The sequence below is a fragment of the Desulfosalsimonas propionicica genome (assembly GCF_013761005.1).
Taxonomy (GTDB): Bacteria; Desulfobacterota; Desulfobacteria; order Desulfobacterales; family Desulfosalsimonadaceae; genus Desulfosalsimonas; species Desulfosalsimonas propionicica.
The window spans coordinates 26,837-43,386 of the sequence record NZ_JACDUS010000014.1; the positions used below are offsets into that span (position 1 = coordinate 26,837).

Consider the following 16,550-nt stretch of genomic DNA (forward strand, 5'->3'; position numbering starts at 1 on the left):
AATTAATGGATAGAAAGGATACAAACCATGTCTAAAATCGAAGAAGTCAAATCGAACGTGGAAGCAGGCAAAACCAAACTCATACAGGGACTGGTCCGGGAAGCCCTGGACGAAGGCTATGCCGCCGGGGATATTCTCCAGGCGATGATCGACGCCATGGGAACAGTGGGCGATAAATTTTCAGCCGGTACCATTTTTGTGCCGGAAATGCTCATCGCCGCCAAGGCCATGTCGCTGGGCGTGGGCGTTCTCAAACCCCACATGGCCGAAACGTCCTCTGTCTCCCTTGGCACCTGCATTATCGGAACCGTTCAGGGCGATCTGCACGATATCGGTAAAAACCTGGTAACCATGATGCTGGAAAGCGCCGGGTTTACCATGATCGATCTGGGTGTAGATGTGTCGCCGGAAAAATTCATCCAGGCTGTCAAGGATAATGAGAATGTCAAGCTGGTTGCATGCTCCGGCCTTCTGTCGACGACTATGCCGGCATTGCAGTCCACGGTTGCAGCGCTTAAGGAAAGCGGGCTGACCGGATTTAAGACCATGGTCGGCGGTGCACCGGTCACCCAGGAGTTCGCAGATAAAATCGGTGCGGATGCCTATGCACCGGATGCCGGCAGCGCGGCCGTCAAGGCCAAAAAACTGGTTGCCGCTACATAACGCCTTTGTTTTCAATGCCACAATACAACGTATAAGGGAGAATCCAAACCCATGCTTACCAAACGACAGAATCTGATGGAGACCATAAGGGGGGGCAGCCCGGACCGGTTTGTCAACCAATATGAATTTCTGGAAATCATCCTGGAAGCCCCGCTGAGAACCCGTCCCAAACCCGGGGAAACCATTACCAACGAGTGGGGAATTACCTACAGCTGGCCGAAAGACCAACTCGGACCATTTCCCGTTCATGACGATGAACACATGGTGCTCAAGGATATCACAAAATGGAGGGATGTAGTCTCTGCGCCGTCCGTTGAATTTTCCGATGAAACATGGGCACCCGCTGTCGAGCATGCCAATTCGGTCGACCGTGAAGACAAGTTCGTCACTGTGTTTTTTGCTTCCGGGACCTTTGAGATGACCCACATGCTCATGGGTATGGAAGCGGCCATGATGAACCTCTACGAAGAGCCCGAGTATATGCATGAGCTCATCGATTATCTGACCGACTACGAAATCCGTTATGCCAAGCAGGTCATCGAGCGAATAAAGCCGGATGCCCTTTTCCACCACGATGACTGGGGCGGACAGATCGCCTCGTTCATGTCACCGGAAATGTTTGAAGAGTTTTTTCTGGAACCTTACAAAAAAGCATATGGTTTCTGGAAAGACAACGGCGTAGAATTGATCGTTCACCACAGCGACTCCTATGCCGCCAACCTGGTGCCCCACATGATCGACATGGGCATCGATATCTGGCAGGGTGTGATGACCACCAACAACACCCCGGAGCTGATCAAGGAATACGGAGGACAGATTTCCTTCATGGGGGAAATTGACAGCGGCGTGGTGGATTGCCGCGACTGGAAACCGGAAATCATTGCAGAGCATGTGGAAAAAGCCTGCAAACGTTGCGGCAAACACTATTTCATTCCCTGCCTGACCCAGGGCCTTAACCTCAGTTCATTTCCCGGCGTATATGAAGCGGCCTCCGAGGCCATTGATGCGATGAGTAAAAAAATGTTCTAAATTGACAGACAAAGCCCGCGGCGCTGCCGGATTTTCGGCGCGCCGCGCTTTGCGCGCATCAGAGTGCACCCATCTTATAATCGTCTCTTTTGATTCCCATCCGTTTTATCTTGGAATAAAGCGTTGTGGGCTTGATATCCAGAAGCACGGCCGCACCCTCACTACCGCTGACCTTGCCGTGGCAGGCGGACAGGGCCCTTATGATATGTTGCGCTTCCACTTCCTTTAAGGGCAGAATTTTTTCATCCGGATCAGAAAGGCTGTTGGAAGCCTGCGGATTTAATGGTGGCAGCTCAAGCCGATTGCTTCTGCTGAGCAGCACGGCCCGTTCAATCACATGGCGCAGCTCCCGGATATTGCCCGGCCAGGGATAATGCATCAGGGCCTCCATATCCTTTTTGGAAATCCTGTCAATCGCTTTCCCGAATTTCTTGCCAAACTTATTCATAAAACTCCGGGCCAGCAAAGGAATGTCCTCCGGGCGTTCCCGCAGTGCGGGAATATGGATGGGAAAGACATTGAGCCGGTAATAAAAATCCGACCGGAAAAGCCCCTGGCGTACCAGGTCTTCGATGTTGCAGTTGCTGGCCGCCACCAGACGAAACCGGGTTTTCAGGGTCCGCGTACCCCCGACTCGCTCAAACTCCCGGGTCTCAAGAACCCTCAGCATTTTGGCCTGAATATCCAGGGAGAATGCATCGATATCATCCAGAAAAAGCGTTCCTTCACTGGCCAGTTCAAAACGGCCTTTCCGTGCCTGGGACGCCCCTGTAAACGCCCCCTTTTCATGGCCGAAAAGCTCGCTGGCAATTAACTCCGGACTCAAGGAAACGATGTTGACTGCAATAAATGGCCCGGACAATTGAAAATTGTTATGGTGAAGGGCTTGTGCCACCAATTCCTTTCCCACGCCGGTTTCCCCCGTGATCATGACCGTTGTATCGGAATCGGCCACCTGCTGGATCAGGTTGATCATTTTTTTAAAGGGTTTTGATCGGCCGATCATCTGGGTCTGGAAGGAACTGGCCTCAAGATGATTCCGGTAGAAATGGGTTTCTGCTTCCAGGTCGCTTTTCAGGTCAGAGATCTCTTCATAGGCTTCCATATTTTCAATGGCCACGGCTGCTTGATTGCTGATGATCCCCAACAACGAAATTTCATCCTCCGGCAATTGCAGCTGGGTTGGACCCCGGTCAATGTAAATCACCCCCATGACCCTGTCTTTGAGCCGGACCGGAAAACAGCCGGTCCTTCTCTTGATATGCAGGTTGTGGTCCTGATGCGGCTGACAGGCATCCGGGCGTTGAATGACCTGCTCGCCGGTTTCAAAAACCTGATGAATAAGCTGCATCTGTGGGCCAAACGCATCCGAGTCGATCTCGTTTATTTCAATGTTTCGGCTCGCCACCATTTTCAACTGCCCGTCCTGCCGGAGAAAAATGCAGCCACGTTCTGCGCCGGCAATGCGCATGGCATGTTTGATAATCTGGCTAAACAGTTGCTCCCGGGTTCGTATGGTGCCGATGGCATCTCCGATTTCCAGCAGAGACTGAACCCAGAAGGCGTGTTTCGATTTACGGTCCAGATAAGGTTTCAGATCTTTCGGGAAAAGATCCGGATTGATCTTGGAGAAGACGTCCCAGGCTGATTTGAGAAGAGCCGCCACTCTGGAACTCTCGTTTTCCCGGATCATCACCCGAGCCAGAAGGATCTTTGCCTGGGACAGTTCGATCTTGGCACCGGCCCGGCTTAGCAGGGCGATGCTTTGCTTCAAATCCGCCCTGATCTGCTCGGATGGGCCCCCTCTATAAAAGGCCTTGAGCGCCTTGAAACGAAAAGCCACCCCTTTCATGTAGATATCCGGCCAACTGAGCAGCCGCTCTATATCCGATTCAAAATTCCACTCCGGATGGATCATGCCCCGTTCTTCAAGGCCGAGCATGACCTCGAGGTTATCCGGCCCGCGGTGATGGGGGGTGCCCAGTACCTTTGAGTTTTCCCATGCCTGGCTCAGGTGATGAAATGCCTTTTCATATTCCCCGCGTCGGTAGGCGAAAAAGGCCTTTTTGCCATTACCCGGCCAAAGTGTATACGAATCGAGAAATTCAGCGGGAGAGCTAAAAACCTCTTCAAGAAAGGCTTCCCCCTCATCCAGTCTGCCGGCGTCCGACAAAATGATCACAAGAACCAGGGTGGCATAACGTTCCAGATCCTGAGCACCCATTTGCCTTGCCCTCCTGCGGACCGACCGTGCCAGTCCGACACCCCTGGCTGTTTCTCCGGCGACGCCATAGGTCCATCCCAACCGAACACAGCTTTTAAGGGTTTCCACATCCAGGGGCAGCTCCTCATGATTGCCGATAACGGACTCATAACGGTCAATTGCTTCATTGAGATAGCCCTGCCAGAACAGGAGCTCGGAATTGGCCAGGGCCACCAGGATTTTCAATTCTCCGGGGAATTCGTGTTTAGACAGCATCTGCCAGGCCTGTTCCAGCAATTTTTTTGCTTCCCCGGATGCACTGGTTCTGATGAAGGTTTTGGCAAGCAGCACCTTGAGTTTTAGGCAGTGGAGCGGCGCATTGACCTCGTCGTTGAATGCAAGGGCTTTAATCAGCCATGATTGCTGAATATCTTTTGACAGAGCCGTGTCTCTGCAGGTGCATAGGCCGATAACTGCGTCGATGAAAGCCTTGGCCCCCTCCCGGTCCAATTCGGTTTTTTCCATGCTCTCCAAAGCCAGCTGGAAATACTCTGCCGCATCAATGGGAAGGTTTTGCTCACAGCAGTAATGACCGGCCCTGACGATATCACCGGCATGCTGAATCGGCATGCCGGAAACCTGGTAAATGTGGGCAACGTTCATCCAGCGCCTGGCTCCGTCAGGCAGGTAATCATAGATGCCGGCCAGAACTTTCTCTGCCGTTCGGAACCGGTAGGATTCAGGAACAGTATTGATAAATTGAGTTGCGGATTTAAAATCGGACAGGCAATAATATCCTGCCCCTTTCTCTTTGCAACGGGAAAGGATTCCTGAGCGGTGCAGATCCTCAACAATCTGAAGAATCTCTACCGGGGGATGGTCTGTAATGGTGCACAGGATGTTCAAAGAAACCGGCGGCGGCAGCAGGGTGAGAATCAGGGTAATTTCCCTGCCCTTATCATCCTGCTGTGCAAAATATTCATCCATCTGCTTCATAGCTGCTTTCAGAACTCCTTCACACATTAAAATGGATGGCGCCGTAAAACGTTCAATATCTGCATTACGCACGATTTCTCTGAATTTCACGTACAGATAAGTTCTCTGCATTCTTCGAAATCGCGCAAGCCTTGATCTTGAACTTGTTACGGTGCCATCTGAAAATCGACTTTTACGAGTTTGGCCTTCTCTTGAGCCAATGCAATTTATCATTCCGGACTCAGTAAGGCAACCCGGTATAAAACAGGTCGCAAGGCCCATGCGGTCTATATGTCCCAGTTCCTGTTGATTCCGTATAACAGGATACAAGCTTCCTTTGATGATCAGCTTCAGATACCCGTCAGCAAAGGCGCGATTTTCAATTTTAACCAGGAGGCCCATCAATTACTGACTGATTTTGAAAATCGCGCCAAGGCTGAGGCTGATACCAACACAGGGATTTACCTGTGGTTGCAAAAATGGTATTGATTTTTTCCCAACCCCTTTTTTGCGCAGGTTTGAAAAAAAATTGCAGATATTGCTGTTGATGTAAGGCAAAAATCGCACCATGCTATTTGTGGCTGCAGTTTGCTGACAAATGCATTTTTTTTTGATAAAATTTTTTCAAAAGGAAAAAGATCATGCCCCCGCTTCAAATGCTTGCACGGCGGCGCAAAATCAATCCGTCCGGACGCTTTAAATAATGGAATCCATTTCATGACAGCCTCACGGGTTCTCATCGTTGACGACGACCAGGTGGCCAGGAAAAATCTGGTCCGGATCTTTTCCCGGCAGGGATATGATGTACTGCAGGCCGGCAGCGGAACAGAGGCGGTACGCCAGGTTTCGGAAGGCGGCATTGATCTGGTGATCACAGACCTTGTCATGGATGAAATGAACGGCCTGGAACTGCTTTCCCGGATCAGGGACACGGACCCTGCAATCGAGGTTATCGTTGTGACGGCATATGCATCCATTGCCACCGCAATAGAAGCCACCAAAAAAGGCGCCTATCACTATCTTGAAAAGCCCTTCCGGCCGGAGGCTGTGACGCACCTGGCACAACAGGCCATTGAAAAAAGCCGGCTGCGCAAAAAGGTCAGCGAACTCGAAACCCGGCTTCAAAGCCACCGCCGGGAGCCGGCCTTGATTGGTGAAAGCCCGGAAATCCGGGAGGTCGTAAACGTCAGCCGACAGGTGGCCAAAACCGACTGCAACGTGCTGATCACCGGCGAATCCGGAACCGGCAAGGAGCTGGCCGCCCAAACGATTCACTACCACAGCGGCCGCAGGGATAAAAATTTCCTGGCGGTCAACTGCGGGGCCTTTACCGAGGATCTGCTGGCAAATGAGCTTTTCGGCCATGAAAAAGACGCCTTTACCGGCGCATCTACAGCCAGGGCCGGGCTGCTGGAAACCGCCAGCGGCGGCACCCTTTTTCTGGATGAAATCGGAGATATGCCCCTTAGCATGCAGGTCAAGGTGATGCGGGCCCTCGAGGAGCAGAAGGTGATCCGGGTCGGCGGCAACCAGCCCGTGCCCGTGGATGTCAGGATCATTGCCGCGACAAACAAGGACCTGAAAAAAGCATTGAGCGCAGGGTTTTTCCGGCAGGACCTGTATTTCCGCTTAAAGGTCATTTCCATCTACATTCCCCCGCTACGAGAGCGCAAGCGCGACATCCCGCTGCTGGCCCATTTTTTTCTTACCCGGGCGGCAAACAAGACAGACAAAAAATTTACCGGGTTTTCAAAGCAGGCCATGGACGCCCTGCTCAATTATGATTTTCCCGGCAATGTGCGGGAACTGGAAAACATCGTGGAGCGGGCCGCGGCAATGGCCCGTGATCAGGAAATCCAGACAGAGGATCTGCCGCCGGATATCTCGGAAATGGAGGTGTTTTCCTTCAGCCGGCCGGATGCAGGCATCAAGAGCCTCGAAGAGATCAAGCAGGATTATATTCAGTGGGTTTTAAACAAATCCGGCCGAAACAAAACCCGGGCAGCCCAGCTTTTGGGCATAAACCGGGCCTCTTTGTGGCGGCACCTGCGACGCAACGAGATAGAGGACTGATAACGTTGCAAAATTAAACAGCTTGATGAAAATTGCAACATAAGTTATTTAATATATAATAACAGTCTGTTAAAAATTCCCTTACAGGTCTTCGTTGAATAATGCAACGATACCCCTTTTTTCCCTGCCCTTCCCACTTCTTTTATTAATCCTTTATTTTCAAATCATTACACCATTTCTTATTTTCGGCACACCTGTTGCTGTAATGTTTTCAACCGCATCCAAGGCCGACATGACAGGCCGGTAAAACGATTTTCCGCGCCAAGCATGTCCACCCGCAACCCTGGTGAACGGGAGAAAACACCATGGAAGACAACCAGCCGACCCGGGTTCTGATTTTGGATGATGAATCCATCGTATGCAAACGCCTTCAGCCTTTTCTGGAGAAAAAGGGCTACCACGTGGAGGCATTTTACCAAAGCCCGCATGCGCTGCGGCGATTTATGAAATCCCCGTTTCACATCGTTGTCACGGACCTGAAAATGAATGGCATGGACGGCATGCAGTTTTTAACAGAGGTGAAAAAAACATCCCCGGAAACCGAGGTGATCGTGATCACCGGGTTTGCCTCCATGGAAACCGCAAAGGAGTCCTTTCACAAGGGGGTGTTTGATTTTCTGGCCAAGCCGTTTAAGCCCGAGGAAATTTATGAAGTCATCCAAAAGGCCGAGGAAAAAATCAGGGGCAATATCAAGCAATAACGATTTTATTTCCGCCGGGAGGAAAAGCCGATGGTAAAAGCCCTGATACCCATAAGCGTCAACCTGGAATCCAGCATTGCCCTCAGGTATGCACAACATCTGTCCCGCTGGATCGACCTGAGGATCCACGATATCCACGTCATTGACTCAGACCGCGCAGGGCCGATGCCGGCGGCCCAGGGCTGGGTGCGCAACAAGTGGGAAAAAGCCCTCACAGAAAATGCGGAAAAGGAAATCAGCCAGTTTCTGGCCATGGAAAACCTGGATTTAAAACGGACCCGGAGCACCGAAGTCGTCCAGGGTGACCGGACCGAAAAACTGCTCGAAAAGGTTATTTCCGGGGCATACAAGCTTTTCATCGAGGGCGCCCTGCCGGCCTTTGACCCCTCGGATTTTTACTCGCTTCTCGGCTCCACGCTCTACCGAAGCCTGCCCTGCCCTGCCCTGGTGGTCAAAAACCCGGTGATCCTGGACAAAACCGTCATCCTCATGGATCCCAAAGACGAACAAACCCCGGTTTCGACTTATCTCAAAATTTTTGCCGGCTCCGGGATCGAAACAGACATTGCTGTCTACACCATCACCGACGGAGATGAGCTGTTGGTCCGGGATGACGGGGATCAGCCGGCCTGGATAGATGAGGTTGCAAAAACCATAACCGCTCAGTCAGCGGCCGTTGGAAAGACAACTCGCATAGAAGGTCCGAGTGCCAAAATTGCCGGGCATTTACGGGGATACGGCCTTGTGGCGGCTTCGGTTCCCCGCAATCCCATGCGGCAGAAGCCCAAGCTCGAAATTCTGGCCAGACTGCCCAACCCGGTGCTCATCTGCTGGTCTGAAACATCAACATAACCGGAGGCTTCCATGAAAATACTTGTTGAGGTCGGCAGACAGAACAAAATGGAATCCGTGATCCTCCAGGTGGCGGAACTGGCGGCCAATACCTGGGCAAACGTCACGTTTCTCGGGCTTTGCCCTTCCCCGGAGGCCGTAAACGACACAGCCGAAAACCTTGATGCAAGCCGCAGCATTTTTTTGTCCGGCATCAGTGATGACGTCTCCCTGTATGCCGCCCACAAGGCTCCGTACAAGCTAATCAAGCTGGAGAACGGCACCTGGGATCAGCAGTATGAGGGCAGCGCCAGAAAGGATTTGCGCTTCCGCATCCGATACGGCAATCCCGGCAAGGCGGTGGTGACCGAAGCCGGGCATGCCAATGCGGACATTGTTGTCAAGGGCAGCCGAAGCCATCAGCATGAACCAGACGAGACCCTCAAAAAAGTGGTCAGCCAGGCGCCGTGCTCCGTGCTGATCATCCGGGAGGAAACAAAGCCGCAGATGATTGTCTGCTGCCTGGATCAGGACACGGTCAGCCAGTCGTCCATGGAACTGATCAATCAACTGGTCAGCCTCTACCGGGCTGAGCTCGAAATCGTGGGAATAACCGGGGCGGCCGGATTGTCCAGCGAAGTGGACCGCCGCATGGCAAGCATCCTGAGCTATTACACGGATCGCAACATAAAGGCGTGGGTCCGGCTGGTGGATGCGGCATCCCTGAAAACCTTTGTCACCCAGACGGAAAAGGATCAGCTGCTGGCGCTCTGGATGGGCCGGGAATCGCTTCTGGACAAGATATTTTCCAGACAGCGGATCGCCGGACTGGCGGCCAATGCCGAATCGTCCATCCTGATTCTGAGGTGATCTGCAAACCCGGCTTCGAGGTGAACATGAATGGCAAAATAATGGTTCTCTTCGATTCTTTATCGGTCCGGAAAGAAGCGCTGGAATATGCCATTGAACTGGCCAGGCGCACGGATTCTTCACTGGTAAGCCTGTTTCTCATTGATTCATCCGGCATGGAACCGGCCGGCGCCCCGGACTGGGAAATACAGGGACAACAGATCGTCGGCGAGGTGGAACAACGGGTCCGGCGGGCGGGTCTGGAGGCGGATGCGGAGATACGAACCGGCAACCCTTCTTCGGAATTAATGAAGTTTCTTGCTGATTACCGCTCTCCCCGGGCCATTGTCTGGGGGGGCAAATTTTCGGCAGACGGGATGAAACGGCACAGGGACCACTGGCTTTCCCGGATAAAAGACCGGCTTGGGTGTCCGGTGGTCGTGCCGGCCCGCAAAACGTAAACTGAACCATAAAACACCGGAGTGAAAGCAATGCAGCTTATATGCATCTCAAGGGGAACATTCAGCGGCGGCAAAAGCCTGGCTCAAAAACTGGCCCGGAACCTCGACTATGAGTGTCTCAGCTGGGAGGACCTGGTTGATGCGGCCAACCAGGAGGGCATCCAGGTGGGCAAACTGGAGATGGCCACAGTGAATCCGGCTGTTTTCAGCCGTAGGCTTGTCCTGGAAAAAGAGCAGTTTCTGGCTTTTGCCACCTCTTACATGTGCAGCCGGCTCATGGAAAGTCCCGGGCTAGTCTATCACGGACGGGCCGGTCACCACAAGCTCGCCGGGGTCAGCCACATCCTGCGCGTCCGGGTTCTTGCCGATTACGAGCAGCGCATCAACATGATAATGCAGGAACGGAGACTGGACCGCCAGAAGGCCGCCAGATACATCAGCGCAGTCGATGAGGACAGAAAAAGGTGGGCGTATTCCATGTACGGCGTCTCCCTGGAGGATCCGGCCAACTATGACATGATTGTCAATCTGGCCGGCATGAATACGGAAAACGCCGCCTCAGCCCTTGTCAGCACGGCCCGGCTGCCGGATTTCCAGATGACCCCGGCTGATGTAAACACCCTGAAAAACCTGGACCTGGCCGCCCGGACCCGGCTGACCCTTGCCAAAGACGAGCGGACACACGGGGCAAGCGTAAAAGTGCGGGCCGACAAGGGCGTTGTCACTGTCACCTACCTGCCCCAGGATGCCGCCATGGCCGAGTTTATCCCGGCAGTATGCGCCGGCCTGCCGGGATTAAAGGAAGTCCATGCCACAATGGCCATGACCAACATCCTCTGGATACAGGAGGAATTTCACCCCGACTCGGATCTCTGCGATCAGATGGTGGAAATCGCCACCAAGTGGAACGCCGCCGTGGAACTTATAAAGCTGGAACCGGAAGATAAAGCCCCGGCTGGAGGGCAGCAGGCGGTAGTGGAAGCCGCTGAACCCCTTGATTCGGAATTTCAGGGATATAACGGCGGCATTGAAAACGATTCCGGGCATACGGCCGAAGATGACAGCCCTCTTAGAACAACCCTGGACAAACTGGCCAGGGAGGGAAGATCCGGCGGGGGCCGGGTGGTATACGGGGGACAAAGACAATTGATAAACGCCATAGACCCCGCCACCCCCTATACCCTTGTGGTAATCGGCGAAATTTTTTCATCCAGCGGGCATGCGGCCGTGCTCCGGGCCACACGGGATCTGAGAAACTTTCTGGGCGAACGGTTCAAGGCCCCTGTGGTCACCGCAGACGAACTCGGCAGCCAGTACCTGTTCGGAAAACGGGACATGATCAGGGCAGGAGCTTGCCTGGCCGTAACAGTGGTCCTGTTTTTCCTGATATTTGGCAACCAGGAATTTGTCCTGGCCTTTCTGTCCCAGAGCGGATGGTTTGCAGACGCCGTTGAACATTCTTTTCCGGGGGCAACTGATTGGGCGCCGGGCCTGGTGGTGTCGGCAGCGGTGTTTCTCCTGATTCCGGTGGTGGCTTTCTGCTACGGGACCGTGGCTTCGAGCATCCTGAAACTCATTAAAATGGAATAAAAAAAAGGAGCATATGTTATGGAACTGTTACTGGGCCGTTTTATTGAACTGGACCTTGCGACATGTCTCCAGGTTGTCATGCTGGGAGCCGTGGGCGGGGTATTGAGCGGGTTTGTGGGCAGCGGGGGCGCATTTTTCATGACCCCGGGCATGATGAACCTGGGCGTGCCCGGGGTGGTGGCAGTGGCCAGCAACATTACCCACAAGTTCGGAAAGGCCATGATGGGAAGCAAGAAACACGGTGAGTACGGCAACGTGGACAAGCGGCTGGCGCTGTTCATGGTGGCGACTTCCTTTATCGGCATCCGCGTGGCCGTGATGATCAACAGCGCCCTTTTCGGAAACGCCGACGGCCACGGTGCGGGCGGAACAGCGGCCTCCAACCTTTATATCAGCATGATCTTTATCCTTATTCTGTTTTTCGTGGCCATTTCCATGCTCAGGGATGCAATGAAATCCAGCAAGGAGGGCGCCGGGCCGTCAATGAAAATCAGTGCTTTCATTTCAAGGCTCTATTTGCCCCCTTATATTTATTTCAAGGTATCCAACGTAAAGGTTTCTCTGTGGGTGATCCTGGTCTGCGGCCTGGCAACGGGCTATCTGGCCGGAACAATCGGTGTTGGCGGATTTATCGGCGTGCCCGCCATGATCTACATTTTCGGGGTTCCCACCGCGGTTGCCGCCGGCTCCGAGCTTTACCTGGCCATGTTCATGGGGGCCTGGGGGGCATTGAGTTATGCGTTTGAAGGTTTTGTGGATATCCGCCTGGCCATGCTGCTGTATCTCGGCTCCCTGGTGGGGGTTTATGTGGGCGCTTACGGGGTAAAAGTGGTCAATGAGGTCATGATCCGAATGGTCACCGGACTTGTCATCCTGCTCTGCGTATTGAGCCGGGCAGTGGCAGTGCCCATGTATTTGCGCCAACTGGGTCTTATCAGCATGGATCCGGCATGGGATCCCTATTTCAACAACATCAGCAAGGCCATCTTGTTTTTTGCAGGCATATCCGGTTTATGTATCATACTCTACAACGTCATCAAGGCATACCGGCAAAGAAGGCGTATCCGGTCAACCCTGATCGAGGCCCGGGCCATGCAGCAAACAGTATCAACCACAACCTGAAAAATCAGGGCCGAAGCCTGACATTCTTTTATAAAACAATGCAGCCATGGATGAGACAACCAAAAAAATCGATGACTGGATGGCAAAGATCAACCTTGCCGATAACAAAGACAGACAGGCAGACAAAGAACCGCCATGCGGGGAACGAAAAACAAAACTGGCCCTGGACAGGATCCTGGTGGTCAGGGAGGAGAAAACAGGAGAACCAAAAAACAGGGGGACAGGAGCAATGGAGACAAAAACCGGAGAAAATAAGAATCAAGAACATTTAAACGTCATGATACTCGATGACGAGCCCATTGTCGGCAAGCGCCTGACCCCTGCGCTCACCAGGGCGGGATTTAACGTGGAATTCTTTCTCAACCCCAAACAGGCCCTGGCCCGGCTGGATGAAAAAGAATTCGATATCGTGGTAACAGATCTTAAAATGGAGGAAGTCGACGGCATCCAGGTGCTGGAACACATTCTTTCCAAATGCCGCCATACCCGGGTCATCCTGATCACCGGATACGCCACGGTGGAGGTGGCCCGTGAGGCGCTGGTCAAGGGGGCATTTGACTTTATTGCCAAGCCTTTCAAGCCCGGGGACCTCAAGGCTGTTATCAATAAAGCAGCCCTGTCACTGGGCCACAAAGGAATTGTTTCCGAAAATGACCTCATGTAAGGTGAACCTAAAGAGCAGCCTTAGCAAAACGTAAGGCGGTACAATGAATACAGAGCAAAAGGAAATCAATCACTCCTGGGAAAAAACAGCCCGGGATGCCCAGCGCGCCCTTAAAGAACGGCCCTCGGTTTCCATACGGGCCCGCCTGATTCTGGGATTCGGGGCGTGGTTTGCCCTGAGCCTGACCCTTACCATTTTCTCCATGATCGGGGTTTCCGAAATCCAGGACAAAATCCGCTTTCTGGAAGTCGCCCAGGATTACACCGTGGAAATCCAGCAGGCACGGCGATTTGAGAAAAACTTTTTCCTGTACCAGACAAACCTTGACGACGCACTGGAGCATATCCGCAACGCAGCCGCAATCCTGGAAACCAACGCCAAAGGAATCACCAGCGCCGTGGGCCGGGACAACTATACCCGAATCCGGAAACCCCTTCGCCAGTACAAACAACTACTTGAAAAAATAGATAAAGACCAGCTGGCGAACATCTCCTCCAATCTTGAGACCATGGAATCCGTACTGCGGGAACACGGTGCGGAAATGGTCACGGTGGCAAACGAGTTTCTGGGCAAGGAACGGGAACTTGTGCAGTCCATGCTGTCGCTGTCCCAGAAGGTTCCCCTGATCTTCCTCGGGCTTCTGCTGCTGCTGATCATTTTTCTGGGCTACTTTATCGCCAATCAGATGCTGGCACCCTTAAAACGCATGATGTTGGCCACCACCCGCATTGCAGAAGGCGATTTCACCCCCATAACCCCAAGGCGTCGCTACAATGACGAATTCTCCAAGCTGGCCACCGCCTTAAATCACATGATGCTGCAGCTGGTTCGGCGCCAGGAACAGCTTATACATGCGCACAAGCTCAAGGCTGTGGGCACCCTGACCGCCGGAGTAGCCCACGAACTCAACAATCCCTTAAACAATATCATCCTCACATCCTCGGCCCTTAAGGAGGAATACCAGGACATTCCCGGCGAAGAGCGGGACGACATGATCAACGACCTTTTAAACGAAGCTGACCGGGCCCAAAAAATCGTCAGGAAACTTCTTGACTTTGCCAGGGAAGGCAAACTGGAAGCAGAGTCTCTGGATGCCGAGAAACTGATCAACCAGACCCTGGAACTGGCCAGCAACCAGATCAAACTGGCCGGAGTAAAGGTCAGGGGCGAAATCCAGCCCGATCTGCCCCGGATATACGGTGACGGCCAACAATTGATCCAGGTGTTTTTAAACATTATTTTAAACGCCGTGGCGGCAATGCCGGACGGCGGCGAGCTCACCATTACGATTCAAAACACAAAAGACCGCGAATACGTGGCTATCCGGTTTACAGATACGGGCCCGGGTATCCCGGAGCACAAACAAGCCGAAATATTTGATCCCTTCTACACCACCCGCCCCGCAGGCAAGGGAACCGGCCTGGGATTGTCCGTATCCCTGGGCATCATCCAAAAGCACGGCGGTGAGATCAAGGTCGCCAGCCAGGTCAACAAGGGAACGACATTTACCGTGCTGCTGCCTGCCACCAAGATCCCCGCAGAAATCTAAGCCTCCTTCCCTGCTGATACCAACACAGGGATTTACCTGTGGTTGCAAAAATGGTATTGATTTTTCATTTTCCTGCAAAAGGGAGGTTGCCGCATGACGGACGGAAATAACGGCGGAAAGCTTGATCTGTGGGTGACCGAAACCCATAAGAACTTGGTCTCTCTGGGATTTCGGGTGGAGCGGACCCTGTTTTCGGGCACAAGTGCCTATCAGCAGGTGGATGTGGTGGAAACCGCCGGCCACGGAACACTGCTGTTAAACGACGGCATTGTCATGGTCTCGGAAAGAGACGAGTTTGTCTACCATGAAATGATCGCCCATGTGCCCCTGTTTACCATTGCCGAACCCAAAAGCGTGCTGATCATCGGCGGCGGCGACGGGGGAACGGCCCGGGAGGTACTGCGCCACAAAAGCGTTGAGCGGGCCGTGATGGTGGAAATCGACGAGATGGTGGTGGATGCGTGCAAAAAGCACATGCCCTCGCTTTCCTGTGCCCTGGACGACCCCCGCCTGGAGCTGATCATCGACGACGGGGTCAAGTACGCCCAAAACTGCACGGAAACATTTGACGCAGTGCTCATTGACTCCACTGATCCCATCGGACCGGCCCAGCCCCTGTTTGACCGGTCGTTTTACAAAACCATCGCAGGCCTGCTTTCGGAAAACGGGGTGATGATCTCCCAGTCTGAATCACCGTTTTACGACACTGAAATCCAGAATTCCATGTTTTCCAACCAGCGGCCCTTTTTTGAAAAAATTCACATGTACACCTTCTCCACCCTTACCTATCCGGGCGGGCTGTGGAGCTTCGGGTTTGCCTCAAACGGGCTGTGCCCGATCCGGAATTTTGATCCAAAACGCGCGGAGGCGCCGGGCATGGACATGCAGTATTACAATCCAGCGGTCCACCGGGCGGCATTTGCCCTGCCCGGCTTTGTCACAAGGGGCCTGACCGGGCTCATTGACCCGGTGCCATTATAAATCAACTCGAATAATATCAGGTGTGGAGGATGCCATGAGTATCAATATTGTAAAGAAAATCGATGATCTGGTAAAGGTCAGCACGGTTTTGATCAGTGTTTCGGACAAAACCGGACTCGAGGACTTTGTGCCCGGCCTGGTAAAGGCCAACCCCAATATCCGGATTTTGTCCACCGGCGGCACGTATAAAAAAATTGAGCAGATCCTGGGCAAAAAGGCCGAAAAGGTGCTCACCCCGGTTTCCGAATACACGGGCCAGCCCGAAACCCAGGGCGGGCTGGTCAAGACCCTGGATTTCAAGATCTATCTCGGCCTTCTCACCGAAACCCACAATCCGGATCATCAGGCCGATCTCAAGCGCACCGGGGCCGTTCCCGTCAACATGGTGGTGGTCAACCTCTACCCGTTTCAGCAGACCATCGAGGCCGCAGACGCCACCCCGGAAAAGGCACGGGGCAACATCGACATCGGCGGGCCGTGCATGATCCGGGCGGCGGCCAAAAATTTCATCCGGGTCGCCTCTGTGGTGGACCCCAAGGATTACCCCAAAATCCTGGAGGAACTCGAATCCATGGAGTCCATGACATCTCTGGAAACCCGGATCAGCCTGGCCAAAAAGGCCTTTTTCCACACTGCCGGATATGACCAGGCCATTGCCAATTACCTGCGCGAAACCTCGTTTAACGATATCCAGGGTTCATACGAGGAAATACTGTAACCCAAAGATGGCGCCGTAAAAGGTCCAATATCTGCGTTACGCGCAATTTCTCAGAATTTCACGTACGGATAAGTACGCTGCATTCTTCGAAATCGCGCAAGCCTTGATCTTGAACTTTTTACGGCCCCATCAACCTTGAAC

At 53.2% G+C, this 16,550-nt stretch carries 15 protein-coding genes; 14 read left to right on the forward strand and 1 reads right to left on the reverse strand.

Annotated elements, in window-relative coordinates:
- Nucleotides 1-27: 27 nt before the first annotated feature.
- Nucleotides 28-663 carry a corrinoid protein gene (locus tag HNR65_RS16055; RefSeq protein WP_181552544.1) on the forward strand — a complete coding sequence of 212 codons (636 nt, stop codon included), beginning with the start codon at nucleotides 28-30 and terminating at the stop codon, nucleotides 661-663.
- A gap of 51 nt (nucleotides 664-714) precedes the next feature.
- Entirely contained in the window at nucleotides 715-1,692 is a 978-nt protein-coding gene (locus HNR65_RS16060) for a uroporphyrinogen decarboxylase family protein (RefSeq protein WP_181552545.1), read from the forward strand.
- A 58-nt stretch (nucleotides 1,693-1,750) separates the two neighbouring features.
- On the opposite strand, the gene HNR65_RS16065 is transcribed toward HNR65_RS16060, so the two are convergent.
- Nucleotides 1,751-4,891, reverse strand: a complete 3,141-nt coding sequence (locus HNR65_RS16065) for a sigma-54-dependent Fis family transcriptional regulator (protein ID WP_181552546.1) — start codon at nucleotides 4,889-4,891, stop codon at nucleotides 1,751-1,753.
- A 270-nt stretch (nucleotides 4,892-5,161) separates the two neighbouring features.
- On the opposite strand from HNR65_RS16065, the gene HNR65_RS16070 reads away from it, so the two are divergent.
- From HNR65_RS16070 to HNR65_RS16125, 12 genes are all read left to right on the forward strand, one after another.
- Nucleotides 5,162-5,359 carry a hypothetical protein gene (locus HNR65_RS16070; protein ID WP_181552547.1) on the forward strand — a complete coding sequence of 66 codons (198 nt, stop codon included), beginning with the start codon at nucleotides 5,162-5,164 and terminating at the stop codon, nucleotides 5,357-5,359.
- Between the two features lie 228 nt (nucleotides 5,360-5,587).
- Nucleotides 5,588-6,943: a sigma-54-dependent transcriptional regulator gene (locus tag HNR65_RS16075; protein ID WP_181552548.1), complete on the forward strand. Its 1,356-nt coding sequence runs from the start codon at nucleotides 5,588-5,590 to the stop codon at nucleotides 6,941-6,943.
- A 305-nt stretch (nucleotides 6,944-7,248) separates the two neighbouring features.
- Entirely contained in the window at nucleotides 7,249-7,644 is a 396-nt protein-coding gene (locus tag HNR65_RS16080) for a response regulator (protein ID WP_181552549.1), read from the forward strand.
- A gap of 30 nt (nucleotides 7,645-7,674) precedes the next feature.
- Complete coding sequence (locus HNR65_RS16085) at nucleotides 7,675-8,496, forward strand: universal stress protein (RefSeq protein WP_181552550.1); 822 nt, start codon at nucleotides 7,675-7,677, stop codon at nucleotides 8,494-8,496.
- A gap of 12 nt (nucleotides 8,497-8,508) precedes the next feature.
- Nucleotides 8,509-9,345: a universal stress protein gene (locus tag HNR65_RS16090; RefSeq protein ID WP_181552551.1), complete on the forward strand. Its 837-nt coding sequence runs from the start codon at nucleotides 8,509-8,511 to the stop codon at nucleotides 9,343-9,345.
- Between the two features lie 26 nt (nucleotides 9,346-9,371).
- The gene (locus HNR65_RS16095) at nucleotides 9,372-9,785 is read left to right on the forward strand and encodes a universal stress protein (protein WP_181552552.1); all 414 of its coding nucleotides are present in this window, start codon (nucleotides 9,372-9,374) and stop codon (nucleotides 9,783-9,785) included.
- Between the two features lie 30 nt (nucleotides 9,786-9,815).
- On the forward strand, nucleotides 9,816-11,375 hold the full coding sequence (locus tag HNR65_RS16100) for a cytidylate kinase-like family protein (RefSeq protein WP_181552553.1): 1,560 nt from the start codon (nucleotides 9,816-9,818) through the stop codon (nucleotides 11,373-11,375).
- An 18-nt stretch (nucleotides 11,376-11,393) separates the two neighbouring features.
- A complete protein-coding gene (locus tag HNR65_RS16105; protein ID WP_181552554.1) occupies nucleotides 11,394-12,497 on the forward strand; it encodes a sulfite exporter TauE/SafE family protein in 1,104 nt (367 codons plus the stop codon).
- Nucleotides 12,498-12,543: 46 nt separating this feature from the next.
- Complete coding sequence (locus HNR65_RS16110) at nucleotides 12,544-13,161, forward strand: response regulator (RefSeq protein WP_232364813.1); 618 nt, start codon at nucleotides 12,544-12,546, stop codon at nucleotides 13,159-13,161.
- 43 nt (nucleotides 13,162-13,204) lie between these two features.
- Complete coding sequence (locus HNR65_RS16115) at nucleotides 13,205-14,710, forward strand: HAMP domain-containing sensor histidine kinase (protein ID WP_181552555.1); 1,506 nt, start codon at nucleotides 13,205-13,207, stop codon at nucleotides 14,708-14,710.
- A gap of 93 nt (nucleotides 14,711-14,803) precedes the next feature.
- Entirely contained in the window at nucleotides 14,804-15,691 is an 888-nt protein-coding gene (gene speE / locus HNR65_RS16120; protein ID WP_181552556.1) for a polyamine aminopropyltransferase, read from the forward strand.
- Nucleotides 15,692-15,725: 34 nt separating this feature from the next.
- Complete coding sequence (locus HNR65_RS16125) at nucleotides 15,726-16,409, forward strand: hypothetical protein (RefSeq protein WP_181552557.1); 684 nt, start codon at nucleotides 15,726-15,728, stop codon at nucleotides 16,407-16,409.
- Nucleotides 16,410-16,550 lie beyond the last annotated feature (141 nt).

Coding starts and splice junctions, on each gene's coding strand:
- speE (WP_181552556.1), top strand. CDS start 14,804: ATGACGGACGGAAATAACGGCGGAAAGCTTGATCTGTGGGTGACCGAA.
- HNR65_RS16055 (WP_181552544.1), top strand. CDS start 28: ATGTCTAAAATCGAAGAAGTCAAATCGAACGTGGAAGCAGGCAAAACC.
- HNR65_RS16110 (WP_232364813.1), top strand. CDS start 12,544: ATGGATGAGACAACCAAAAAAATCGATGACTGGATGGCAAAGATCAAC.
- HNR65_RS16115 (WP_181552555.1), top strand. CDS start 13,205: ATGAATACAGAGCAAAAGGAAATCAATCACTCCTGGGAAAAAACAGCC.
- HNR65_RS16085 (WP_181552550.1), top strand. CDS start 7,675: ATGGTAAAAGCCCTGATACCCATAAGCGTCAACCTGGAATCCAGCATT.
- HNR65_RS16095 (WP_181552552.1), top strand. CDS start 9,372: ATGAATGGCAAAATAATGGTTCTCTTCGATTCTTTATCGGTCCGGAAA.
- HNR65_RS16065 (WP_181552546.1), bottom strand. CDS start 4,891: ATGAAGCAGATGGATGAATATTTTGCACAGCAGGATGATAAGGGCAGG.
- HNR65_RS16100 (WP_181552553.1), top strand. CDS start 9,816: ATGCAGCTTATATGCATCTCAAGGGGAACATTCAGCGGCGGCAAAAGC.
- HNR65_RS16090 (WP_181552551.1), top strand. CDS start 8,509: ATGAAAATACTTGTTGAGGTCGGCAGACAGAACAAAATGGAATCCGTG.
- HNR65_RS16070 (WP_181552547.1), top strand. CDS start 5,162: ATGTCCCAGTTCCTGTTGATTCCGTATAACAGGATACAAGCTTCCTTT.
- HNR65_RS16105 (WP_181552554.1), top strand. CDS start 11,394: ATGGAACTGTTACTGGGCCGTTTTATTGAACTGGACCTTGCGACATGT.
- HNR65_RS16060 (WP_181552545.1), top strand. CDS start 715: ATGCTTACCAAACGACAGAATCTGATGGAGACCATAAGGGGGGGCAGC.
- HNR65_RS16075 (WP_181552548.1), top strand. CDS start 5,588: ATGACAGCCTCACGGGTTCTCATCGTTGACGACGACCAGGTGGCCAGG.
- HNR65_RS16080 (WP_181552549.1), top strand. CDS start 7,249: ATGGAAGACAACCAGCCGACCCGGGTTCTGATTTTGGATGATGAATCC.
- HNR65_RS16125 (WP_181552557.1), top strand. CDS start 15,726: ATGAGTATCAATATTGTAAAGAAAATCGATGATCTGGTAAAGGTCAGC.